Annotated in this window: 22 protein-coding genes and 1 pseudogene; 4 read left to right on the top strand and 19 right to left on the bottom strand. The window is 52.0% G+C overall.

All coding sequences use genetic code 11. From position 1 onward, the window contains the following. Positions 1-204: 204 nt before the first annotated feature. Entirely contained in the window at positions 205-765 is a 561-nt protein-coding gene (locus tag SK47_RS10305) for a hypothetical protein (RefSeq protein ID WP_001088742.1), read from the bottom strand. 97 nt (positions 766-862) lie between these two features. On the opposite strand from SK47_RS10305, the gene SK47_RS10300 reads away from it, so the two are divergent. Further along, positions 863-1,195: a helix-turn-helix domain-containing protein gene (locus tag SK47_RS10300; RefSeq protein ID WP_001446018.1), complete on the top strand. Its 333-nt coding sequence runs from the start codon at positions 863-865 to the stop codon at positions 1,193-1,195. 202 nt (positions 1,196-1,397) lie between these two features. Here SK47_RS10300 and SK47_RS10295 read toward each other — a convergent pair whose 3' ends face one another. The 6 genes from SK47_RS10295 to SK47_RS10270 form a co-directional block, all read right to left on the bottom strand. Further along, positions 1,398-1,832, bottom strand: coding sequence for a hypothetical protein (locus tag SK47_RS10295; protein ID WP_001214166.1), 435 nt, complete (start codon positions 1,830-1,832; stop codon positions 1,398-1,400). Next, positions 1,832-4,198, bottom strand: a complete 2,367-nt coding sequence (locus SK47_RS10290) for a hypothetical protein (protein ID WP_001556591.1) — start codon at positions 4,196-4,198, stop codon at positions 1,832-1,834. Before SK47_RS10290 ends, SK47_RS10295 begins: the two co-directional genes overlap by 1 nt. Continuing rightward, complete coding sequence (locus SK47_RS10285; protein ID WP_048244080.1) at positions 4,195-5,745, bottom strand: site-specific integrase; 1,551 nt, start codon at positions 5,743-5,745, stop codon at positions 4,195-4,197. The genes SK47_RS10290 and SK47_RS10285 overlap by 4 nt, the downstream gene beginning before the upstream one ends. Next, positions 5,729-7,129 (bottom strand): site-specific integrase, encoded by a 1,401-nt coding sequence (locus SK47_RS24085; RefSeq protein ID WP_232927500.1) that lies wholly within the window; start codon positions 7,127-7,129, stop codon positions 5,729-5,731. Before SK47_RS24085 ends, SK47_RS10285 begins: the two co-directional genes overlap by 17 nt. A 259-nt stretch (positions 7,130-7,388) precedes the next feature. After that, positions 7,389-8,681 carry a glycoside hydrolase family 28 protein gene (locus SK47_RS10275; protein WP_045896810.1) on the bottom strand — a complete coding sequence of 431 codons (1,293 nt, stop codon included), beginning with the start codon at positions 8,679-8,681 and terminating at the stop codon, positions 7,389-7,391. Between the two features lie 104 nt (positions 8,682-8,785). Further along, entirely contained in the window at positions 8,786-9,544 is a 759-nt protein-coding gene (locus tag SK47_RS10270; RefSeq protein ID WP_003857136.1) for a DeoR/GlpR family DNA-binding transcription regulator, read from the bottom strand. Positions 9,545-9,630: 86 nt separating this feature from the next. Here SK47_RS10270 and SK47_RS10265 point away from each other — a divergent pair, with 86 nt between their 5' ends. Both SK47_RS10265 and tam read left to right on the top strand, forming a co-directional pair. Next, complete coding sequence (locus tag SK47_RS10265) at positions 9,631-10,215, top strand: NUDIX hydrolase (protein ID WP_001190898.1); 585 nt, start codon at positions 9,631-9,633, stop codon at positions 10,213-10,215. A gap of 84 nt (positions 10,216-10,299) precedes the next feature. After that, positions 10,300-11,058: a trans-aconitate 2-methyltransferase gene (gene tam / locus SK47_RS10260; RefSeq protein ID WP_023314159.1), complete on the top strand. Its 759-nt coding sequence runs from the start codon at positions 10,300-10,302 to the stop codon at positions 11,056-11,058. A 6-nt stretch (positions 11,059-11,064) separates the two neighbouring features. On the opposite strand, the gene SK47_RS10255 is transcribed toward tam, so the two are convergent. The 5 genes from SK47_RS10255 to SK47_RS10235 all read right to left on the bottom strand — a co-directional run bounded on the left by SK47_RS10255 (position 11,065) and on the right by SK47_RS10235 (position 16,049). After that, positions 11,065-12,255 carry a cytochrome c biogenesis protein/redoxin gene (locus SK47_RS10255; protein WP_048244078.1) on the bottom strand — a complete coding sequence of 397 codons (1,191 nt, stop codon included), beginning with the start codon at positions 12,253-12,255 and terminating at the stop codon, positions 11,065-11,067. Between the two features lie 135 nt (positions 12,256-12,390). Next, the gene (locus SK47_RS10250; protein WP_048244076.1) at positions 12,391-13,686 is read right to left on the bottom strand and encodes an ATP-binding protein; all 1,296 of its coding nucleotides are present in this window, start codon (positions 13,684-13,686) and stop codon (positions 12,391-12,393) included. Further along, positions 13,683-14,423 (bottom strand): response regulator, encoded by a 741-nt coding sequence (locus SK47_RS10245; RefSeq protein WP_022651194.1) that lies wholly within the window; start codon positions 14,421-14,423, stop codon positions 13,683-13,685. The genes SK47_RS10250 and SK47_RS10245 overlap by 4 nt, the downstream gene beginning before the upstream one ends. A gap of 44 nt (positions 14,424-14,467) precedes the next feature. Further along, complete coding sequence (locus tag SK47_RS10240) at positions 14,468-15,463, bottom strand: alpha/beta fold hydrolase (protein ID WP_003857149.1); 996 nt, start codon at positions 15,461-15,463, stop codon at positions 14,468-14,470. 145 nt (positions 15,464-15,608) lie between these two features. After that, a complete protein-coding gene (locus SK47_RS10235; protein ID WP_045342945.1) occupies positions 15,609-16,049 on the bottom strand; it encodes a GNAT family N-acetyltransferase in 441 nt (146 codons plus the stop codon). A gap of 303 nt (positions 16,050-16,352) precedes the next feature. On the opposite strand from SK47_RS10235, the pseudogene SK47_RS10230 reads away from it, so the two are divergent. Further along, positions 16,353-16,901 (top strand): annotated as a pseudogene (locus SK47_RS10230) (GNAT family N-acetyltransferase). On the opposite strand, the gene SK47_RS10225 reads toward SK47_RS10230, so the two are convergent. The 7 genes from SK47_RS10225 to SK47_RS10195 all read right to left on the bottom strand — a co-directional run bounded on the left by SK47_RS10225 (position 16,889) and on the right by SK47_RS10195 (position 24,147). Beyond that, positions 16,889-17,803, bottom strand: coding sequence for a bestrophin family protein (locus tag SK47_RS10225; RefSeq protein ID WP_003857155.1), 915 nt, complete (start codon positions 17,801-17,803; stop codon positions 16,889-16,891). The pseudogene SK47_RS10230 and the gene SK47_RS10225 overlap by 13 nt on opposite strands. A 201-nt stretch (positions 17,804-18,004) precedes the next feature. Beyond that, a complete protein-coding gene (locus tag SK47_RS10220) occupies positions 18,005-19,456 on the bottom strand; it encodes a tagaturonate reductase (protein WP_048244074.1) in 1,452 nt (483 codons plus the stop codon). A gap of 116 nt (positions 19,457-19,572) precedes the next feature. Continuing rightward, positions 19,573-20,100, bottom strand: a complete 528-nt coding sequence (locus tag SK47_RS10215; protein ID WP_045333039.1) for a GNAT family N-acetyltransferase — start codon at positions 20,098-20,100, stop codon at positions 19,573-19,575. An 82-nt stretch (positions 20,101-20,182) separates the two neighbouring features. After that, positions 20,183-21,148: a sensor domain-containing diguanylate cyclase gene (locus SK47_RS10210; RefSeq protein WP_032609205.1), complete on the bottom strand. Its 966-nt coding sequence runs from the start codon at positions 21,146-21,148 to the stop codon at positions 20,183-20,185. 58 nt (positions 21,149-21,206) lie between these two features. After that, positions 21,207-21,569, bottom strand: a complete 363-nt coding sequence (locus tag SK47_RS10205) for a DUF4186 domain-containing protein (protein ID WP_048244072.1) — start codon at positions 21,567-21,569, stop codon at positions 21,207-21,209. Then, positions 21,569-22,495: a glutaminase B gene (glsB, locus tag SK47_RS10200; protein ID WP_003857165.1), complete on the bottom strand. Its 927-nt coding sequence runs from the start codon at positions 22,493-22,495 to the stop codon at positions 21,569-21,571. Before glsB ends, SK47_RS10205 begins: the two co-directional genes overlap by 1 nt. Positions 22,496-22,557: 62 nt before the next feature. Further along, positions 22,558-24,147: a methyl-accepting chemotaxis protein gene (locus tag SK47_RS10195; RefSeq protein ID WP_048244070.1), complete on the bottom strand. Its 1,590-nt coding sequence runs from the start codon at positions 24,145-24,147 to the stop codon at positions 22,558-22,560. Positions 24,148-24,186: the final 39 nt, after the last annotated feature.

The following is a 24,186-nucleotide window of genomic DNA, read 5'->3' as shown; positions in this document are numbered from 1 at the left end:
AACTCGTTGTTTAACTAGTACTGCTCAAATTTTAAAGGTTGCATCTCGCGCTGGCTGGGATTATATTTATTAAGGACTAGCATATAGTGGTGTACGCTGTTAACCTCATTGTAATGAGGCTTATCAGGGGATGAAGAGAGAGGGCGGACTCTGCTTTGCCCTCTCTCTTTCATGGACTTATTTAACTTTAAATGTTTTTAAAAGTCATTGCCTTATTGCAATAGTTTTATTAAAAATTCCAATTAATGTGTTTATTTTTTCATTTATCTTAATTTGCTTTTTCTCTTGCTCGAGAGAAAGCTTCCTGAATTCATTTTCCCTGCTCGGCACGGCAATTATCAATTCTTCATAAATCTCCTTTGCTCCTGATACTTTTTCCAACTCGCTGCTGTATTTTTCAATAAGAGTTCTTATTTGAATATTTACATTTCTGTATTCATGGCTGGTAGCACTTAAAACAAGTTGACAGGAATTTTTTTTGGGTACCTCAATTAACTCTACGCTTTCCTTTACGACATTGAATTCAGATGTGACTGAGTATACATATTGATACGCGCCTGATTTTCTGACTTTACTCAATAATCCTTTTCTAACTAAACACTGAATTTGGTTATAAGCAAAAGCTTTTGCCTTAAAATAACTTTTCGGAAGTGAAAATCGCTCGATAAGAATTTGAGCCACATCGTTACTGGTGAAGTTATCTTTACCAATATAGATTATTGCAGAAAATATGTACGACTCAGGGTTGGATACTCGACTATTCATATGACTAAAACAAGGCAGTTAACTTAGGATTGCTAAGTATACAACAATGGCAGATACTTAGACAATCTAAGCATTCGAGGCCAATGAAGATGAATCAGTGTCTGAAAAAAATCCGATACCAGAAAGACTTAAGGAAGCGAGATGCAGGGCGGGTTTATCACAGCGCTCATTGGGCCTCCTTGTTGGGTTTGATCCCGCTTCGGCTAGCAGTCGTATGAATCATTATGAGAAAGGGCGCCATGTCCCCGATATTGATACGCTTCGACGGATGGCGGCAGAGTTAAACGTGCCGTTGAACTACTTTTTTTGTGATGATCAGACCACAGCTGAACTTGCATTACTCATATCCCGGATGACAGAGGAAGAGCGAAGTAATCTTATCGAAGCACTCAAAAGGCATCCAGGCGAAAAGCATGCTGACAAAAAATGATATTACATATAAAGCGACTGAACTTTTTGAAGGTAACGAAAGTGTAGCATTACCCTGATGCAATGAACCAAGCAGGGCATTACAGTGGGAGACGCCCTCTCAGATAACAAACTCAAATGAGGGAGCCCAATATATGTTTATCAATACAACCAGCATTCCGCCGACAACCGGGAAGCTGTCGGCTAAATCTTCCATGTCAGAATTATGACGACTTATGTAGTTCCCGAATCACATGGTTGGCCAACAGACTTTCCACCGGTATAATCGAATTGATTTTTACCGCTTTGACAATTTCTATCAACGAAAGGGTATTTTGCGCTAATTGGTCTCGCAATTCACTTACTTCAGCCTGCAACTGCTGGTTTCTGGCCAGTAAGGCCTGACGGGTTTTACGGTTAACGTATTGCTGTTTTTCTTTTGGCCGTAAATTCAATGGACTAAGTTGCTGATCAATATAGGCAGCAATTAGGCGTTTTCGCTCCAGGCTGCTCAGCGTGCTTAAACCACCATTAACGATACCTTTTGCCCTGAGCCGAATATGCAAGGCTTTGGCAGAAATAGGGGACTTGTCAAAGCCTTCAACCAGCATTAGTTGTAATTCGTGTTCGAGTAGTGTGTCCAGTTCCTTGCCGCGCATCAGTCGTTCTCCTTCATCAATTGTTGGTATTCAAGTGCAAAAAGCTGGGCTAGTGTACGGACTTTGCCCTCGGTAATTACTTCACCAGACAGCACATTCTCCGTAGCAACTAGTTGTTGAGTTTTAGCTCGACGCTGCCATTGTGCTTGTATTGCCTTGAGTTGATGTAACCGTTTTTCGATGTCGGCCAGTCTGGTCTGGTAGTCAGGCTGACGTTGTGTAAGTTGTGTTAACTTAGAATATGCTTTCTGTAACGCCTGTTTTTTGGCGATCAGATTGGGTAGCTCATCCATCCGGCCTGTCAGCGTGAAATGTTCACAAAAGGCAGCACTTTGGCATTTCAGTCGATAAGGACATCCCCAGAGGTTAACTTCCCGCATACAAGAGCCAAATTTCAGCGGATACAGCACGGCATGCCTTGCCACCATAGCAGAGGCTTGCTCTGGTCCTTCTGCGGTGCGGATTTCTTCAAAGGCGGCAGCAACATCTTCAAATAGACCCTCAGCAAATGACGCCTCGATGAATCTGGCTACATCATCCCGATCGTCAAAAGTATGCAGGTTGGCTTTGATGGTATTATCCATTGCCATGTGTTCCGTGGCCGCCAGTTGGCCGGTCTGTTTGACGATATCCAGTGGCGTAGCAACGGAGGACGAATAGGGCGTGGCAGTTAGTGCTGTCGATATCGGCTGCAAGGGCATCAACGAGGCTGCTTTTCGCCGTCCTGCAAGCGCCAGATGTTGATAGTGCTGATTCTGCGTGATGTCCACTCGCCCCATCAGCATTGCCTGTAAGTGGTCAGAGATTTCCGCAATGGCAAGAAAGGTATTGATGTTGTGCCGGGGAATGTGGGTACGCATCCGCGTGGAGGTACCATCCTCCTCCAGTAATTGATATTTGCTGAATACTGATCCATCAGGCTCAACGTTGCCTAAAAATTTATTCATAAGTGTGTTAGTGAAGGGTATCGGTGTAGCCAGCAAAGCCAGTGTGCGCTTTAATGCCAGCGAACCCTTCTCGTGTAGAAATAGCAGGTCCTCGTAGTTAACTTGGTAGCGTTTGCCATTTTCCATCCAGGCGTGTGTACAGGGTTCGTTGGCATTCGTCAGGCCAAATTCGGTCTTGATGTAATGATTAAGATCAGTCTTGGAATAATAGATAGCTTTGCTGTTTTTCGGCCCTGGTATTTCTTGAGCGGGCAGCACACCTCTTTTGCTAAGGGCTTTGGATGTTTTGTCCCGTTGTCCTGCCCGGCCCCGAAAACTTGAGGTAGTTTGGGTGATGTACTTCACCACATCATCCAGTTCGACTTGTTCACCGGGCATGTTGCTGATGGCCTGTGGCAGGTAATCAGCAAAAGATTTTGCCCGTAGATAGGTAAGATGGCTGCGTATTGGTGCGGTCAACATTTTAACGGTACTGAATATACTCTCGACCAGCGGTACTGCCAGCGGTTCTACCCAATGCGTTCGCTCCCCAGCACCTTTGACACCAACATAACGGATACCAAGAAAATAATCGGGTAATCCCTTGTCCTGAAACCGTTTGCAGAGTGCCGGATCATCAATCTGGCGTTTAAACAGGGCATCCTGTCTGAGATTAAACGCTTCAATGGAGCGAAAGCCGGTAATAACCAATAACAACAGGCAATTTAACGCGATTTTCTCAGCATCACTTTCCACCCGCTGGATTAATGCAACTATGTTCAGAAATCCGCGAATGGTAATCAACGCATCTTCACCATCGGTAGTGGTATCAGACAGCTTGGCCTGCTGTTTCAGCGCCATGGTTTCCCGGGCTTTACGAGTGAGGTTTGTTTGATTGGTATATTGCCCATCGGATACATATTGCAATGTCACCAGTGTGAATGACTGGTGATTAACCAGTTTTTGCAGACTGACACAGCGTCCTTTGTAATTGGCGGTATTGGGGTCCCCTAGAGATGAAGCTGCGCTGAGGTTATCCATCGATCGTTGAATTACCCCTGTGGTTAGATACACTGGGTGGGTTTGCCCGGTCACCTCAAATAGTGAGTGGTACCAGCGCTTTAAAATCATGAGTGTTGCCACAGCCACCGCTGGGGATATACTACGATTTCGCCTCCGATACACCAGTACCAGCAGGGCTTTCATAAACCGGGCATAGTCTTCTGCCACGGCATGACGCCCCTCAATACCTTTGGTACGGCCGATTTCATCAAAGCGTAATTTATTTTTGCCATTGCCACGTAACCAACCACTTCCATTGCTACCGCAGACCCAAACAGGATCATCCCATGACTGCTCGAAGTCTGCTGCCAGATGCTGTTCAAACCAGCTTTGTTGCTCGGTGATAAAGGCGTAAAACTGCGCAAAGTGTTTTTTCATCGCACACCGCCTTTTTCCTGATGAAAGCGGCAACGAGCAATCACGGATTGAATTTCAAATTGTGTGGTTTCATGGATTGAAATAAGTGGATTGCGGGCGTTACCAACACTGTCTGAAATGGAAATCAATTCATCGACTTCTTTAACTACACTCTCCAGCACCGCCTGATGGTCACCATCAGTAAAGGGGCGGAAATACAGGCAACCGTAGCAGCAGCGTACTTCACTGAATGGGCATTTGCCATCATCTCTGGAGCAACCGCCAATCCCATCATGCAACTCATCACCGATTATGCCGACCACGCGCTGGTCTTGCCATTTCGTTGAAGAGGTCAGTTCACCAGTCAACATCATAGCCACCATGTTTTGCCATACCGGATTGATACCCAATGCTTTGGCTCGAATCAGTGCCAGTGCAGGCGTCGCCAGAATGTAATACTTGGCAACAGTAAGGGAGCTATGTCCCAGAATATGCGCAATTTCCTCGGCGCTGACCCCTTGCATAGCCAGTGAATGCCCCACGTTGTGGCGCAAGTCGGTCGGGGTAATGGTTGGCAAAGCCGCTTCGCCACGCTTTACGGCTGCCTGATAATCTGGCGGACTGAAACAGAGGAAGGCCTTGTTAATCGCTCTGGACACATTAAACGGTGCAGAGTTACTAAATTCAAATAGCTTGCCATCAGGTTTTAGTTGCGCTCGCTCGATATAGTGCCTAATCAACGCGCCGATTTCAGCTGGAATCGCCAAAAACAGACGTTCAGTCGTTACGTGCCGCTGTTTGGCGTAAGGAAGGAGTAAGCTATATCGTATTAATCCGGTTTCGGAGTTTCGGGTATCAATACGTAAATCTTTTACCGCCAGCTTGGCCAGTTGTACCGGTCGGGCACCGGTGACATACGTCAGTCCCAGAATTACTGCATCTCGCATGGTGTTCAGACTGTAGTTTTCGCCATACCGAATCGCCACAGCCATTTCAAACAAGCCTTTACTGATCATGTTTTTTTCGAGGGGATCCAGAACATGATCAATTTCCTGATAGATTCCCCAGTCATGGGAGTGCGGGCGAGGGATGAATTCGAGGTCTTCATAATCTTCGAGGGTAAAACCAGGGAATGCTTCGGTACAGAGGATTTTTAGGCCGAAAATGATAAAGTAGAAATATTGAGGTTTAATTTCCTGAGTTTCGAGGTAATCTTTCAACACCGTAAAAGTGAAAGCAGATTTGCTTATGCAATGATCAGTTGCCAAAGACCACGCATGGAGTAGCCCAGGAACCTGAGCTGGACACTTGGCAGATGCATAATGGAAGCAAATATATTTGATTAATTGGTTGCTGATTTTATCCTGACGAAAGTGGGCATAGCAGCGGCTTCCTGAATAATCGAATACCCAACTGTCACTTGTTGAGCTGATATATTTGTCATCAAAATGATCTGCCGATTTAAGATAAATACTAACTGGTATATTAACCTTTAAAATACTCTCAACAAATACAGGTGTGTAAATGTTGCTGTTCGACGCATTTAACTGTTTATTGATTCGACTCATATGCACTCCATTCATCGCATACATGGGAAAAGGTTGATTTCAGGGCTTCGTTATCAATCACAATTCGCTGAAGATTGGCCGTATTAGCCTGCTGAGATAGAAATCTTTTAGCGTAAAGATCAGGCATATGGCTATTGTGACTCCAACCGCCAAGTAGCCGTAATTCATCCTTGGCTTCATCCATCAATCCAACGATAGAAAAGTCTATGGCTGCCAAGTGTGAGTTGGCCTTAATTTTTTGAAGTTTATCACGATAAATACGTTGAAGTGTTAAATAAGCCCAAGTATGCCGCGTTATATGAGGCGAGATGCTTTCAATGGCATCATAATATTCATCTTTTTTATATTCAGGATACTGCACACTCATAATGTCATCAATACGGGTAAAGATATCATAGACTGCATGGTATGACAGTGGCGGATGTAGTCTTTGGGTGGAAGTGAACAGAAAACTATGGGAGGCTTGAGGGCGGATTTTATGGATATATATATTTAGAAAATGAAAGTCCAGTTTATCTAATGCCAGCACCCGGTTTGCATAAACATTTTTTAATGAAGGCAATCTTTTTCGTTGATCCGAAACGTCGTCATCTACTGTGGTCACAATCAGGCTGAACTGATCCCCTCGGAGATTTGGTTTGATCGAATGACACTCCAAAAGCAGTAATTCACTGACACGCAATCCGTAATTTAAAAGCAATCTGCAAATCAGAAAATTACGTAGCTGGATTTCACCAGCGGGGAAGGGATTGAGTGGGTTTTTCTTTGAAATTGAACCGGGTGTAATGATTTGGTAAAAAGCCATGACCATCTCAGCAGTCAGACTTCGAAAGCGTTTATGGGTCGTGCCATTGTTCATCTGACGAGAATGGGTAAGAGTACGGAATTCTGCCTTATGTATCGATAAACGTCCCGTTAACTGCGTGGCAAGTCGTGTAAGCTCTTTAGGCGTGCCATCTATATATCTCGGCGAGATATACGTGTTAATCAAATATCTGATAAAACGAATAACCGAATGTACATGCCTGATATTTGTACAACGTTGAGGCGTGGTCTGCGTAGTAGACCTTATGGTTAACGCTGGTACATATAAATTCGTATTTTCCAGATAATGAAAAAAGGCTGTAAGTTCATCAATGGCAATCAATGGATTGTGGTTCGAGGAATAGAAACTGAAGCAAAAAGTCACACCATGTTTCTGGTGCCAGAATTCATAGAAAAACTTGAGCGCTTGAAGTGAAGCGGATTGCGTGGCTGATGAACGCAAAGCAAGATGGTCGATAAGATATATTAACGGATATAAAAGCGGCTGGCGCGTGTGAGTATCCATCAGTGCCCATAAACGCTGCCGTTGGTTGATATTGAGTTGTGTAAGTATGAACACGCGGCACTTAACCTTATCAATGGTGTGGATATGAACAAAGTAACCGACAAACATAACGTCCTGCAAGAAGAAGATAGAGGGGTAGGTAAGTGTATGATTAATCGTATCCTGTGGCCGGTTATGAACTAAATGACCGACGGACTAAATTTAACATAATATACATTATGCGCACTAAGATTAATTAAGAACAAATCCAGCCGTTTCGGGCCCAGCCTTAGTTCTGCTCATTCAGCGAATTATGCCCATAGATTCTATGCCATCAACGTTCATAACTGTCGTTACAGTCTTGCGTGTTCTCTACGGCGGTCACCTGCACATCCTGAAAGCGCAACCCATCCACACCGGAAATTTTCCCAAACTCTGTCGCGTCAATAAAAATCCCCTCCAGCGTTAACCCGGCCACAGGACGCTCCGGATACCCCGCAATGAAAAATGCCCGCGAGAAATATTTGTTGTCTGAGCGACGCGCCGTCATATTTTTAATCGTCAGTCCGCTGACCTCAGTAAGACCGGCTTCGCCCTCAACACCTTCAGCCAGCTTGCGCCAGTGTTCTGGTTTATCAGATAAATTGCTCTGGTCGCCATAGCTGTACTGCGGAAACCAGTTCAGCTGGATCAGCACCGGAAAACGTACGTCCGTAAGACGTAAATTTTGGACGGTGATATCACGGATAAACCCGCCACGGTTGCGGGCCGACTTAATGCGAAACCCGACGCCCGTTCCGTTAAACGCGTTATCTTCTATCAGGACGCGTTCAATGCCACCTGAAGTTTCACTCCCCAGCGTGATCCCGGATCCCTTATTCAGCGTACATCCTCGAATCACTATATCCCGCGCGGTACGTGCTTTTTGCGCCGCTTCGCGTCCTCGTCCAGATTTGATGCAAATATTGTCGTCATTGCAGGACACAATGCAGCGTTCAATCCGCGCCTGTTCGCAGGAGTCGACGTCAATCCCGTCGGTGCTCGGCCCCGCAGAATTGCTGATTTGCACACCCTCAACCGCGATACGGCGCGAATAACAGAGGTGTATGTTCCAGAATCCGGACTCCCGACTGGTAAAATCACGCAGCAGAATGTTCTGGCTTTCAAAGACCAGGATATTGCGCGGGCGCTGACAGTCGTAATCAACCACCCAGCGTAATCCTCTGGCGCTGTAATCGCCAACCATGCCGCTGCGTTCGTCATCGCCCCAGAAGCGTTGCCACCAGATGACACCCTGCCCGTCTATCGTGCCTGTACCGGTAATGCTGACGTTTTCACAATCAATGATATTAATAATGCCTGCCGGCCAGCGCATATCAATGCCGGCCACCCGGGTGTTTATCAGGGGATAATCAGCCAGATCCTGGCTTCCAACGAGCTGTGCGCCAGCATCCAGGCGAAGCGAAACACCGCTTTTCAGAAACAGTGCGCCGGTCAGAAAACGGCCTTGCGGAATAACAATGACATCGTTCTCTTGAGCACTGTTTATGGCCTGCTGAATGGCAGACGTTGACAGGCGTTGCGCGGTTGGGTCCGCGCCACACGCCAGAATGGAGATCGCTTTCATGGCTTGTCCTTAAACAGATGAAAGCCTTAGTCTAGAAATCCGCGTGAAGGATAACCTTTGTCTGTTTGACAGCCTGGCGGTCAGGCTGGCAAAAAAGCGGATATTTACTGGCTTGCGATCACCGTAACGCCCTTTTCTTTCATGGCGCTCACCCAGCGTTCATCCGTTGTGTTTTCAACAACCAGCGTATTCACCAGCGACAGGTCGCCAATCACGAACGCCGAGGCCGTGTTGATCTTTTCCGGTGAGGCCAGTACCACCGTTTCCGCCGCTCTGCCGGAAAATGCACGTTTGATGCACGCTTCTTCATAATCTCCGGTGGTCAGCCCGGCCTCAGGATGCACGCCGGTGACACCCATGAAAAACAGATCCGCATGAATATTATTGATGCCTTCAATTGCGGCCGCGCCGACCGTGACGATGGAGTGTTTATACAAACGACCACCGATCAGGATCACCTCTATGCTCGGATGGCCGACCAGACCCAATGCGATACCCGGGCTGTGCGTCACCACGGTTATCGGTAAATCGGGTGGCAAGAATGTAATAAGTTCGGAGGTGGTCGTCCCGCCATCAATGATCACCACCTGCCCCGGTGAAATGAGCTGCGCGCCTCGCCGTGCCACGCGTTTTTTTGCATCCATTTTGACGGACTGACGCTCGGCAAAAGGCGCAATCGCTGAAGATGCTGGCAGTGCACCGCCGTGAACACGCTGCAAACGCCCTTCTGCCGCCAGTTCACGTAAATCCCGGCGGATAGTGTCCTCAGACACCGAGAAAAAGAGGCTGAGCGCAGTTGACTGGACCTGGCCTTCCGCCTCCAGTTTTTCCAGAATCAACTGTTTACGCTGGCTTGTAAGCATGATTTATTCCTGATGTTGCACGATATGTCTTGTATTTGCACGATAGTGCTGTTTATGATGCTTACTCTACGAGAGGAGAGACAAACGTGCAATCAAAACGTGCAGATATACGCATCATCAACAGCGAAACGTTGTCCGACAACTGGTATAACCTGAAAAAATACACTTTTGACCTCCAGCGCAGCGATGGCGACTGGCAGCGGCAAGAGCGTGAAGTGTATGACCGGGGGAATGGCGCGACGATCCTGCTCTATAATCGCGACAGCAAAACCGTCATTCTGACGCGTCAGTTCCGTTTCCCGGTGTTTATCAATGGTCACGAAGAGGATCTCATTGAGGCGGCCGCCGGGTTGCTCGATAACCTTGACCCGGAAAGCCGGATTAAGGCCGAAGCGGAAGAAGAAACCGGGTTTAAGGTGACGCGCGTAGAGAAAATTTTTGAGGCCTATATGAGCCCGGGCTCGGTTACCGAGAAACTCTACTTCTATCTGGCGGAATATCATCCGCAGGATCGGACCAGCGCGGGCGGCGGCGTTAAAGCTGAGGGGGAAGATATCGACGTGCTGGAAATGACGCTGGACGACGCGCTTCGGGGCATTGAAAATGGGCAGATCGTCGACGGAAAAACCATCATGCTGCTCTATCACCTGGCCCTCAAAGGCATTTTATAATCTCACCATTAGCCAGATACCTGCCCCGGCGCAGGTATTTGCCTGTGCTATTCTTGCTGAACACCTCAACATGGAGATGCGAAAATGGCCGACTGGGATCCCTCTCTTTATCTACAGTACAGCGCAGAACGCACACGTCCCGCCGCTGAGTTACTGGCCCGGGTGCCGCTTGCTGACATAACCTCAGCCGTGGATTTGGGCTGCGGGCCAGGCAACAGCACCGCGCTGCTGAAACAGCGCTGGCCTTCTGCGCAGATCGCCGGCGTGGATAACTCCCCGGCCATGCTGGAGGAAGCCCGACAGGCCCTGCCAGACTGCCACTTTGTTGAGGCGGATATCCGGCACTACAAACCTGACCAGCCGCTCAGCCTGATCTACGCCAACGCCTCATTGCAATGGATCCCGGACCATTACCACCTTCTGCCACACCTGGTTTCACTGCTCCAGTTAAACGGCGTGCTGGCGGTGCAAATGCCTGACAACTGGCTTGAGCCGACGCACGCCCTGATGCGTGAAGTTGCCTGGGAACAGGGCTACCCCGATCGTGGCCGCGAGCCATTGCCGGGTATCCATGCCTACTACGATATTCTGACGGAAGCGGGATGTGACGTGGATATCTGGCGCACCACCTACTTCCATCAGATGAGCTCTCATCAGGCGATTATTGACTGGGTCAGCGCGACGGGGTTACGGCCGTGGTTACAGGAACTCAACGAAAGCGAGCAGAAAAACTATCTGAAACGCTACCTTGAGCTGCTGGAAGAGCAGTATCCGCTCCAGGAGAACGGGCAGATACTGCTGGCTTTTCCGCGCCTGTTTATGGTGGCTCAGCGGGTTCCGTAAGCCGGATCAGGAACGCGCTTCCTTGAGCAACTGCTGAATCACGGCCTCCTGCTTGTCGTAGTTACCTTCGCCAAACGCGGTGTAACGCAGTTGCCCTTTCGCATCGAAATAGTAATGCGCTGGCCAGTACTGATTTCCGAACGCGCTCCAGATTTTGTAGTTATTATCCGTCACTACGCGGTACGGCAGCTGCCATTTATTGACCGCGTTTTTCACCGATGATAACGGCTTTTCCCAGGGGTATTCCGGGGTATGGACGCCAATCACCACCAGACCTTGTGACTCATATTTCTTCGCCCAGTCTCGAACATGCGGAAGGGTATGCTGGCAGTTGATACAGTCCCAGGTCCAGAAATCGATAAGCACAACTTTCCCCCGCAAGGCCTCAGACGTGACAGGGTCACCGTTTACCCAGCCCGTACCGCCGCTTAATGATGGTAGCTGGCCGCTCGTTGTTGCGTCAGCGACTGGTTGCAGTTTCACCTGCGTGGAGGATGGTTGCGCAAGGCTCAACAGAGCGTTTTCCAGCTGGTCGGCAATACCGTTGGCACCTTTCAGGGCTGAGGTCATCCCGCTGGCGTTGAACGCAACGGCAGCTAACATCATCACTCCCGCTCCCTGACGCAAACGCGCCATCAATGCGGATTTGGCTCTCAGAGGGGTTATCAGCTTACGGCCCCCCGCGACAAGCAGCCCCAGCATCAACGCGCATCCACTGCCGTAAGCGGCTAACAGCGCTCCGGTTGCGATGGCCGAGTGGCCCGCAATATTAATGCTGAAGATCGCCCCGAGAATCGGTCCGGCACAGGGGGACCACAGAAGTCCAACGGCCAGCCCTGCCAGAAAAGCCGAAACCAGGCCGCGTCGCTGAACGCTGTGGGTGTTGAGAACGTTTCCCGCACTGACCGCCGGACGGGCAATGCGCTGAGCAAACTGCGGGAAGATCAGAGCCAGGGCGGCAATGCTCAGTATCAGCAGCGCAATCCAGCGACCGATAACGGTGGCGTCAGCGATCCACTCGCTGGCAACCGTTACTACCATCGCCACCAACGTGAACATCACAATCATTCCCGCCAGAAGCGCCAGAATGTGTTTGCGCTGCCCCTGAAAGCCAGCGAACAGCAGAGGAATGACGGGAAGCGTGCACGGACTGAGCAGGCTAATCATGCCGCCCAAAAAAGCGATTATCAGAAACATAACGACCTCACGATACGGTTGCTGCGAAGGTGCAGTGAGGTTATTTGACCGTACGAATGTGTTCAGGCCGTGTGCGAAAAGCTGAATTTTGTCTGCCTGCGTATCGGCATGGGGTGCAGATACACAGGCGTACAATTAACCGCGCGGAAGAGTCACGCTTACGGCCAACCCGCCCTCTGCCCGGTTTGCAATATGCAATTTCCCGTCAAGCTGGGCGGTGAGCTGCGCGGCAATGGCGAGGCCTAACCCGGTGCCGCCCGTTTCGCGGTTGCGCGACGTTTCAACCCGGTAGAACGGCTGTAACACCGCCTCCAGTTCTGCCTCCGGGATGCCGGGGCCGTTATCCATAATGCGGATCGCTACCTGCCTTTCATCTTCATCAATCTCTATAACCGCGCTATCGCCAAACTTGAGCGCATTATCCAGCAGATTGGTCATTACCCTGCGCAATGCCTGTGGACGAGTAACGATCGGCAGACGCGCATTGCGTGCATGAAACTGCACGTTTTTACCAATGTCCTGATAATCACTGGCGATGCTGTTAACCCACGCGTTCAGCTCCAGCTTCAGCGTGGTCTCTTCCAGTGATTCTGATGACCGGGCATAGGCAATCCCCTCCCGTACCAGGCGCGACATATTATCCAGGTCGCTCAGCAGCTTATCGCGGAGTTCGGGCTGATCTGCCATTTCGATCCGCAGCTTCATTCGCGTGATGGGCGTCTGGAGATCGTGAGAAATGGACGCCAGAATCTGCGCGCGTTCACGCAGATACGTTTGTATCCGCGACTGCATCTCATTAAAAGCGTGTGCAGCCTGGCGCACTTCAACCGGTCCTTTTTCAGTCATCGGTGAATGGGCCGCAGGATTGAGGGAATCAACCGCACGCGTGAATTGCAGGAAAGGCCGGACAACCTGGCGTACGGCAATCCAGGAGCAGAGCGCGACAAGTAACAGCTGAAGAACTAGCACCACGGGTAACCAGCTGGCGACAGGCGGCATGCGCGGGATCAGATCGATAGTGAGCGGTGCGCCGTCGCGGAGCGTCAGATGGGCCTGAATATGGGAGATCGGCCCTGGCACCGCCGTAAACTGGAGCGGATATTGGGCTGAAAGCGTCTCTTTCAGGGTGCGAATTGCATCCCGCGAGCGCTTGTCCGTTGGTGCGGCGCCTGCCTCGCCGGGGCCAAGGATATAACGATAATTACCGCGACTGAGCCGTTCCAGCCACTCTGGCCGCTCTTTGGCCGGAAGCCGGTCGAGAATGGCCACGCTGGTCGCCACGTCATTCTCAAGATTGCCCAGCATAACCGTGCGCGCGCTGTGCATTCGCTCAACCATGACCAGCGTCAGGCTGAGCGCGTTAGCCAGTAAGAGTCCAAGCAGCACAATGATCAGCAGCCGGGCCAGTAAGGTGCGGGGCCACAGCGTCATTCATTGGCCTCGACGATGGTCACCGGCATGGTAAAAACGTAGCCTTCGCTGCGAACGGTTTTAATGTAGGCCGGCGTGCGGGCATCTTCATTCAGGCGCTGTCGCACGCGGCTCACCAGGAGATCAATCGAACGCTCAAACAGCTCGGCATCACGTCCCTGCGTCAAATTCAGCAGCTGATCGCGGGTCAGCACCCGTTGAGGATGATCGAGGAATACGCGCAAAAGGCGATATTCCGCCCCGCTGAGCGCCACAACCATCCCCTCGTTATCAATCAGATGACGCGCCACGGTATCCAGTTGCCATTCACCGAACACCACCAGGCGCCCTGCCTCGGTCACCTGAAGATTAGGCGGCATAGTACGAAAACGACGCAGGATAGCTTTGATACGCGCCAGCAGTTCGCGGGCCACAAACGGTTTCACCACATAATCGTCGGCGCCCATCTCCAGTCCCAGGATCCGGTCCGTGTCCTCGTTGCGCGCGGTGAGCATCAGGATCGGCAGATCCTTATGCCTGCTGCTGCGCAGCTGTCGACACAGCGTCAGGCCATCATCGCCGGGCATCATCACGTCCAGCACCACCAGGTCGATATGCTGTTTGTCGAGCACTACGCGCATCTCTTTCCCGTTCGCCGCGCCAGAGGCGTGGTAACCGGATTTCACGAGGTAATCGACAATCAGTTCACGAATATCCCTGTCGTCATCGACGACAAGGATGTGATCAATATGCTCCACCGCAGGCTCCTGATTAAGAGGTAACGGATTGAAAATAGCACATATCAGAGCTTATCCGCGTCGACAACGGCTTTAACAAAGTCCTGCGGATCTTCCTGCGGCGGGTTGTGGCCAACCGTTGCGCCGAAAGTACGGTGCTCATATTTTCCGGTGAATTTCCCCGCATAGGCTGCGGGTGCAGGATGTGGTGCTCCGTTGTTACCACCCTCGATGGTGATGGTCGGCACCGTAATATTCGGCAGCGTAGCTAGCTTTTGTTCGTAGGCGTCATATTTCTGCTCACCCTTCTCCAGCCCCAGACGCCAGCGGTAATTACTGAGCGTGACGGCAACGTGGTCCGGGTTATCGAGGGATTTGGCGCTGGCATTGAAGGTGGCATCGCTGAATTTCCAGTCAGGCGAAGCCTGGGACCAGATCAACCGGGCAAAATCGTGCGTATTTTTAGCATAGCCCTCCGCCCCGCGCGGCGTGGCGAAATAGAACTGATACCACCACTGAACCTCTGCCTTCGGCGGTAAAGGCTGTTTGCCAATCGCCTGGCTGCTGATCAGGTAGCCACTTACCGAGACCAGCGATTTCACCCGTTCCGGCCAGAGCGCTGCAACGATATCTGCCGTACGCGCCCCCCAGTCATAACCGGCAAACACCGCCTGTTTGATATTCAGGGCGTCCATCAGGTTGACGATGTCTTTTGCCATTGCCGAAGGCTGGCCGTTTCGCGGCGTTTTATCAGAAATAAAGCGTGTGGTGCCGTACCCGCGCAGGGACGGCACAATGACACGATACCCCTTCGCGGCCAGCGCGGGGGCCACTTCTGCATAACTGTGAATGTCGTACGGCCAGCCATGCAGCAGGATCACCGGTTGCCCCTCTTTTGGCCCGATATCGACGTAACCGACGTTCAAATCGCCAGCGTTAATCTGTTTAACCTGGTTAAAGGCCGACGCGTAATCCTTACCCGTCGCTTCTGCCTGGCAGGACATCACGGTGCCAAGTGATACGGTCAGGGCGACGGCTGAGTATGCGAGTTTATTAAACATGATGTTATCTCCGGGTAAGTTCAGTTGACGGAGATATAACACCATGCGTTTGTACAGGAGATGTGTGCGGATGCGGTTTTATTGCATACCTGTGTATGTATCACAGAGGCAGATACAGTGTGATACAAACCCAGGTATTAAACGACTAAAGCGAGATTCGGTACCGGACGTAATCGTCGGCTTCACCATAGTGATCATACAGCTTACGCGCCGGATTGTTCATGCGGGTTACCCAGTAGAGTTTTGACCACCCTTCCCGCTTGCCTTCATCGATCAGGGCGTCGATAAGCGCTTTACCCGCCCCTGCGCCACGTTCGGCAGCTTCAACAAACAGATCTTCCAGATAGCAAACGGGCGCGGTTGACCAGGTCCCTTCATGCAGGACGCACATGGCGAAGCCGATGACGCGGCCGTCCTTCTCCACGACACGGCAAAACAGAGATGATGAATCTGCGAGCGCCCTGTCCCAGGTGGCCGCGGTAACGGACTCGTCAAGGTAGCACTCATAAAAATGGGTATAGCCATCCCACAGCGGTCGCCATTGTGGGTAATCATCTGTGCATAAAGGACGTACGGTTAGCGTCATCTGTTCTGACCTTACAAATCAATTGCCATTTCAATACAGCGTAAATGCGCGTCGGCCATACGCGAGTAATGCGTATTTTCACCCAGCATGGCAAAACCCACTAGATTTTGCAGCCATGGCGAATCGCTTCGTTACGGACGTGCCAGAGTGTTTCGGCTTCTTCGGGCCTGGCTTTTCTCAGCATCATATAACCCCTTTTATGGATAAACCTGAATAACAAAAGCACGACCAAATAGAATGTGATATTGATGAAAATACCAGAACCCAAACAAAAGCATAACGCTTAATTATGGAGATCAGCGGATGACCATACCCACGCTTACCACCGAGCGCCTGATATTACGCCCCCTGATTGCAGAAGATGCCGTCCAGATCCAGCAACGCTATCCGCGCTGGGAGATTGTCCGCTATATGGTGGCTTCAGTCCCCTGGCCCTACCCGGAAAACGGTGCAGAAAATTATGTCAACAACGTTGCACTGCCCGATATGGCCAAAGGGATTGCGTGGTTCTGGACGATTCGCCGTCGCGAAGCGACTGACGAACTGATGGGGTTGATTTGATTGTATGACGTGGAGGACAACAACAGGGGGTTCTGGCTCGCGCCGGAATTTCAGGGCCAGGGATATATGCGCGAGGCGAGCATTGCGGCCACGGATTACTGGTTCAATACGCTTAACAAACCGGTGTTGCGCGCGCCGAAAGCGGCTGCAAACAGCCGCTCCCGACGTATTTCAGACAGCAGCGGCATGCGGCTCATCAGGACGGAGAAGAAAGCCTATGTCAGCGGTTTGCTGGATTCGGAGCTGTGGGAAATCACCCGCGACGAGTGGAATGCCCGTCAGGTCAGCTGATAATGCTTATCCGGCATCAGTCTTTCAGGTATGTTCTCTTCATCGTTCATCTGCAACAGATCGCGCTCCATCATGTTGCAGATGGCGTCCAGCGGCAGATCGTTATCTTCCGTTCCAAACGGATCTTCCAGCTCTTCCGCCAGCGTGTCCAGCGAGATAAAGGTGTAGGAAATCAGTGCAGAGACAAAGGGCGTCATGTAATGCAGATCAACGACCAGCGCAAACGGCAGCATAATGCAGAACAGATACACCGTCCGGTGCAGGATCAGCGTATAGGCAAACGGGACTGGCGTATTGGCGATACGCTCACAGCCAGCCAGCACGATGGACATATCATTCAGGCGGTTGTTGAGGCTGTGAAACAGAATGTCTGAAAGGTGCCCGCTACGCCGCCGCACGGCCAGCCACTCCCCCATGATCAGCAGGATACGGTTCGCCGGCGAGTTGGCGTCCATCACTTTGCGTAAATCGTCTGGAGCCAGATAGCGGGACAGCTGATCGGCATTGGTTTCTCTGCGTAGAGTCATTCGCAGACAGTTAGCAAACGCGATTTGCAGGCGGACAAACTCTCCAAGATGTTTATCATCCGGCAAGGTGTTTTTTACCTCGCGAAACAGCGAGCGCGCCGCTATCATCAACTGCCCCCAAAGCAGACGCGCCTCAACGTAGCGCGAATAACAGGCGTTATTGCGAAACCCCAGGAAGATGGCGATAGCCACACCCAGAATGCTGAACGGCGCGACGGTAAACCGGATACCCAGCGAGGTGTACCACGGCAGCATGACAATCACGGCGATGGAAAGCAGGAAGTTAAGCAGCAGTCGGGTATAAATTTTGGGAAGTACCGAACCATGCCAGACAAAAATCAGTTGCAGCCAGTGCTGTTGAGGACGAACAATCATAATCAGCTTCAGAAAAGTAAAGAGCGCGGCTATTAAACGTGATCCCCCTCACGGTTGCAAGCATGTTAATAGTTCATTGCATTTTCTGACCTGTTAAGCCTGAACCGCACGGTGCCGCAAGTGCGTTCTAAAAAAAGAACGGATAGTATGTTGTAACTAAATAGGGTCTTTAAAAAACCCGGCCAACGCCGGGCATTATGATTAGCAGAGCGGTTTCACCGCATCGCGCATGCCTTTGCTTAAAATTGCATCCAGATCCAGCGCAACCTGTTCTACCAGTCCGTTCACCAGAGTGAGATCCTGTTCCCAGTGCTCGCTCACGCTTAACACCGACGATACCAGTTCACGGGTAGTGACCTGTTTGTCGTGATGTTGCGTCCACAGCTGCTGGTAACGCTCAAGCCAGTGCGCATCGTCCTGCACCGGATAGCGCTCACCGTTGCGCTCGGCACGGTAAAATGCAATCAGCGCCGCCAGAGCAAAGGTCAGACGTGCTGGCAGTTTGCCGGTCGCCTTCTGCCCTGCCAGCAGTTGCGGCAGAATGCGGGTGCGGTACTTGGTCATCCCGTTCAGTGCAATCGACAGCAGCTGATGCTTAATGTACGGATTACGGAAACGCCCCGTTACGGCACTGGCGAAGGAGTGCAGCTCGTCGCGCGGCAGATCCAGGACGGGAATAATTTCCTCATAAATAGCCTTCTCGACGAACGCGCAAATTTCCGCGTCGTTCATGGCTTCCCCTACCGTATCCAGGCCGGCCTGAAAAGCGACCGGAACCAGCGCCGTGTGCGCGCCGTTGAGGATCGCCACCTTACGCTCTTTATACGGTTTAATATCGTCAACAATCAGGACGTTAAGCGAGTATTTATCCAGGCGCAGTTCTGCTGCAAGTGATTTTGGCCCCTGAATAACAAACAGATAGAAATGTTCTGCCGTGTCGAGGAAGCAGTCTTGATAGCCCAGACCAGCTTCCAGCTCTGCCACCTCATCACGCGGATAGCCGGTAACAATGCGGTCAACCAGCGTCGAACAGAAAGTGTTAGCATCATTCAGCCACGCAATGAATGCCGCCGGCAGTGCCCACTCCTGTGCATAACGTAGCACCAGTTCACGCAGGGCATCGCCGTTGTAGTCGATAAGCTCACAAGGAATAATGATCCAGCCTTTATCCGCAGCCCCGTTAAAGTGGGTAAAGCGTTCGAACAGCAGACGCGTCAGTTTGGCCGGATAGCTGGCAGCAGGCGCATCGTCATACTTATCGCCCGCATGATAGCTGATGCCCGCTTCCGTGGTATTGGAGAAGACAAACCGCATGTCCGGGTTATGGGCGAGCTTCAGAAATTCATCGTACTGGCTGTAGACGCTGATTTCACGATTTACGGAACGAATAAGACGCGCATCGCTTACCGCTTCTCCCTGCTCATTCAGACCACGAATAATCGTGGTATACAGACCTTCCTGGGTGCTCAGCGACGGCGGAAAATCGCTCTGGATCGGCCGCACAATCACCACACCGGCATTGAGATCGGTATGCTCGTTTAAGAGGTCGATTTGCCAGTCAACGAACGCGCGCAGGAAGTTACCTTCGCCAAACTGGATGATACGTTCAGGGTAGCACGCACCGGGGAAATCACGACGGTTGAGAGTGTTCACAATGGAGGTCCTTTATGATTAGTCATACAGCCTGATAAGATTGGTGTGATAACTTATCAAAACTTCAGGACCAGAACCCCTGTCTGGATCAACTCAGGACGCGATGGTGAAAAATATCAAAGAAATTTATAGAACATCGAGGTCGCCGTCATGTCCCCGTTCGGCATCAGGGCGTAGCGTGGGATCTCCCCCGCCTTTTGCCAGCCCGCTCTCTGATAAAACGTCTCCGCGCCGCTGCCGGTCGAGGTATCAAGCACCAGCACCGTAAGCGCTTTTTCACGCGCAACCGCCTCCAGGGCTTCCATCAGCGCCATTGCCGCCCCTTTACGGCGCGCCTTCTCATGAACCAGCAGTTTCGCGACATCTGCACGGTGCGGCTGGTTTTCAGGCTGATCGGTGATCAGCTGGACCGTGCCAACCAGCCCCTGCTCCGCATCAAAACAGCCCAGGACGGTACGCTCGTCGCGCCCGACGCTGTCTGCGACGCCGAGCCAGAAGGTTCGGGCTTTCCCGGCAGAAAAAGGCAGCATAAAGCTGACGGAGGCGCCGCCGTTGACACAGTTGACGAGAATATCGTTCAGGGCATCAATGTGGGTGAGGATGTCCTGTCGGGAGAGAGGTTTAATCAGCATGGGAGAGTTCATTGCGCGTCCTTAGGTTGAATCTCTCCACTTTGCTATTAACATTTTTGTAACGCAATAAGCGATGACATAGGATTTCGTTATGTCATTTTTCGCCGTGGTGTTGCCGCTTCATGGCGTACATTTGCGCATCCGCGTGTTTTAACCATGCCTGAATATCGTTGCGGTGGTGATCGAACTCGCTCAGCCCCCAGGAGAACTGTAACGACCAGGGATGCAGCTGACGCGCGTTATACTTTTCCGTTTGTTCGACGAGATACTGCATGGCGATCCAGGCGCCAGGCTCATCGGTATCCGCAAACAGCACCGCGAACTCATCTCCCCCGAAACGTACCAGCAGATCGGCCTCGCGGAACGAGGAACGCATCAGGGCGGCCATCGCTTTCAGAGCTTTGTCACCCTCCTGATGTCCGAAGCGATCGTTAATGGTTTTGAAATGGTCCAGATCCAGCCAGCCAAGGGTTAACGGTTCTGCCCGACGCTGCGAAACCGACAGTGCAAACTGCGCAAACTGGTTAAACCCGCGACGGTTAAACAATCCCGTGAGTTCATCGGTCGTGGCGGCGCTAACGGCTGCAAATTCATCCTCCGCCAGCGCGCTGAGATCGGCCAGTACGGCGGCATCCGCCGCGGTAAACTCCCGCGGCGCGTAATCAATGAGACACAACGATCCTACGCACGCCCCGTCGCGTAAACGCAGCGGGAAACCGGCATAAAAGCGCACGCCCGGATCTCCCGCCACCTGCGGATTATCCGCGAAGCGTTCGTCCAGGAGCGTGTCACTCACCACCAGCGGCGCGTCACCCAGGATCGTATGACCGCAAAACGAGAGGTCGCGAGGCTGGCTGGCGAGTGCCCGGCCGTCAGCAGATTTCACGATCGCGGCGTGGTCATCCACCAGCGTAATCATCGCCAGCGGCACCCTGAAAAAGCGTGTTGCCAGCCGCGTAAGACGATCAAACGCGGGATAATTGTCGATCTCAAGCAGACCGGATTCGCGCAGCGCATTCATGCGCTCCGCTTCATTAACGGGAATTTGAGGTGCCTTCATAACGTCTCCTGACGCTGAGCATTAGTAAAAGCGTAGCTTAAACAGAGACATTGTCAGTTCAGGAGGCACGATTTACCTCTATGACCACCCAATGATGGATTACGTTGACGATATACTGTTGTTGCTGCGCACTCAGCGGCACGCCCTGCGGAATAGCGTGCCACTTAGCCAGACAGCCCCGACAGCAGGTTGCCGTGGCATGCTGGGCGATAAAAACCGGATGGCCGCGCATCGGCGTCTGCTTACCGTCATTCACCGGGTGTGCAGGCGCCAGCCGCGCGGCGACAAATTCGGCGGCATGCTTATCGATAGTCTCTGCGCCCTTATCCCAGCAGTATTGCCGCTCTTTCGTCCCTAAATGAAATCGTGAACGAAACGTGGAGCGAGCCAGGCGCGCGAACAGAGGATCTAACGTGGACATCAGTATACGGACCGTCCAAGACGTTTGGTCAGCTGTTCCAGCGCCGCTACGCCCGCCAGTGAATTTCCGGTCTCGTCCAGTTCCGGGCTCCAGACGGCAATCGCCATCTCGTGGGGGACAATCGCCACGACCCCACCGCCAACGCCGGATTTAGCCGGCAGCCCCACGCGCCAGGCAAACTCCCCGGCATTCTGATACATTCCGCTGGTTGCCATTAAGGCGTTGATCTGCCGGGCCTGCATCGGGGAGACAACGTCCTCGCCCAGATGAGGGGCATGGCCCTGATGCGCCAGAAACAGAAAAGTCTGCGCCAGTTCAACGCAGTTCATCTTCAGCGCGCAGTAATGAAAATAGTTTTGCAGCACCGTGGCAACGTCATTATGAAAGTTGCCGAAGGACTTCATCAGCCAGGCGATGGCGGCGTTACGTGCAGAGTGTTCAAACTCAGAGCGCGCTACCACCGGATCGTAGGCGATGTCCTGCACGCCGGAAAGCTGCCGCACAATCTGGAGCATCCGCTGGCGCGGCGCGCTCAGCCGGCTTTGCAGCATATCGCACACCACCAGCGCCCCGGCGTTAATAAATGGGTTACGCGGCTTACCCTGTTCGATTTCCAGCTGAAGAAGGGAGTTAAACGGCTGACCGGACGGATCTTTGCCCACCCGCTGCCAGATCTCCTGCTCGTCATACTGGCGCATGGCGGCAACGAGGCTAAGCACTTTTGAGATCGACTGAATGGAAAATCGCTCCAGCGCGTCTCCCGCCTGAAAACGCTGCCCGTCGACAGTACAAATGGCGATGCCGAGCTTATTACCGCTGATCGAGGCCAGCGCGGGAATGTAATCGGCAACCTTACCCTGCCCCAGTAACGGACGAACCTGCGCCAGAATCTCGTCCAGCATCTCATTATGGATGACCGCAGCCACACTTTGCTCCTTGCCCTCAGGCTAAAACGGGCTGCGAGTATAACAGAGGCTTATACGTCACGTCAGGCAGGGAGACGAAAACGCGAGACGGCCTGCAACAAAAGATCGGACTGTTGATGCAGGCGCTCAGAGGCATTTGACGCTTCGCTAACCAGCACATCAGTCTGACGTGATACCTGATTCAGCGCCTGAAGCTGACGGGTCATCTGATGGATGCTATCCCCCTGATTCAGGGTGGCCAAGGAAATATCATTCAGCAGGCTGCTCAGATTCGCCACCAGCCCGGTGACCTGTTGCAAATTCTCTTCCAGACGGTTTACCACCTGAGATCCTTCCTCAATGCCCTGAAGCGAGTGGTTAATCAGCGCCTGGATGGTTTGCGTAGAGTGACTGCTTTTTCTGGCCAGCAACCCCACTTCCCGGGCGACCACCGCAAATCCGCGCCCCTGCTCTCCTGCATGGGCGGCTTCAATGGCAGCATTGAGGGCGAGAATGTTGGTCTGAAACGCCACGCTGTCGATCATCGCGACGATCCCGCGCATCTCTGAGGATCGGTCGACGATCGTCTGCATCGAGCCATTCACCGCCGCCATCATTTGCTCCCCGCCTACGGCAGCCTGTCGGGCCTCATCCGCGCGCGAGCGGGCGAGTTTTGCATAACCTGTGTTCCCCTCAACGTGGGTTTCGAGATCGGCGATATGCGCGGTCACCTCCTCCAGCTCTTTGGCTTGTCGCGTAGACTGCTGATAAAGCTTCTGATTCCCCTGCGCAAGTGACCCAATATTTTCAACCATGGCGGTAGTGGCCTCGCTGACCTGAGCCACCAGCTGCTGTAGCCCAAGCTGCATGGCGGTAATACTGCCGCAGAGCTGGCTGATTTCACGGTTAAAGCGCACAACGTCAGGCGGCGTGCCTGACAAATCCCCTGCCGCAAGCTGGTTAATATGGATAATCAGGCGGCGTAGCGGGGAGATCACCCACTTCGCCATTCCGAACCAGACGGCTATGGCAATGGCCAGCAGCACCAGCGGCGCAAACAGGAACAGCCGTTGCAGGCCTGAGAGTTGTTCCATGAGCGACTGACGCCCCTGTATCGCCTGCTTCTCACTCCGTTGCTGATAGCGTGCAAAGTTGTCATTAAAATCGGTCTGAAAGGCCTGGGCGGGTACGGCAAAAAAGAGGTCGATGCTGTTGGTTTTCACCAGCCCTTCCGCCTGCTCGCTAATGGCACCGAAGAATAGCTGATAGCTGTTAACAAGCCCCTCGTCCTGCGGAGGATTAAGCGCGAGCCATGCTTGCCATGCCTGTTGAGACGCCGCCAGGGATTTTTGCGCCTCGTCCATCAGGCTATGCCAGCTCCCTTCCGAACCGGTCTCTTTATCCTGCATAAAGTACACTCCGGAGCGGTTGAGCAGATCGCTCGCCGCAAGCAGCGAAATACGGGCCTGATCCAGCCTGCTCTGTTGCTGCCAGGCCAGCTGATTGCGCTGTTCGTTACGCTGGGCTTGATTCAGGGAGGCGGTCAGCAGGAAGGAGGAAGAGAGTTGCAGGGCGGAGAAAAGGCCAATAATACAAAAGATGCCGGTCAGCAGGCCAAACTGACGAGGAATAAAGCGCGGCGCAAGACGGCGAAAAATTTGCGTTAGGTTCATAATTTTCTTCTGTAACAATACGTTAGGCGCGAGCGAGTC

The organism is Enterobacter sp. BWH52, assembly GCF_001037565.1.
Classification (GTDB): domain Bacteria; phylum Pseudomonadota; class Gammaproteobacteria; order Enterobacterales; family Enterobacteriaceae; genus Enterobacter; species Enterobacter hormaechei_C.
Note: the sequence above shows the minus strand (reverse complement) of the source record. Positions and strands in the feature narration are given on the sequence as shown.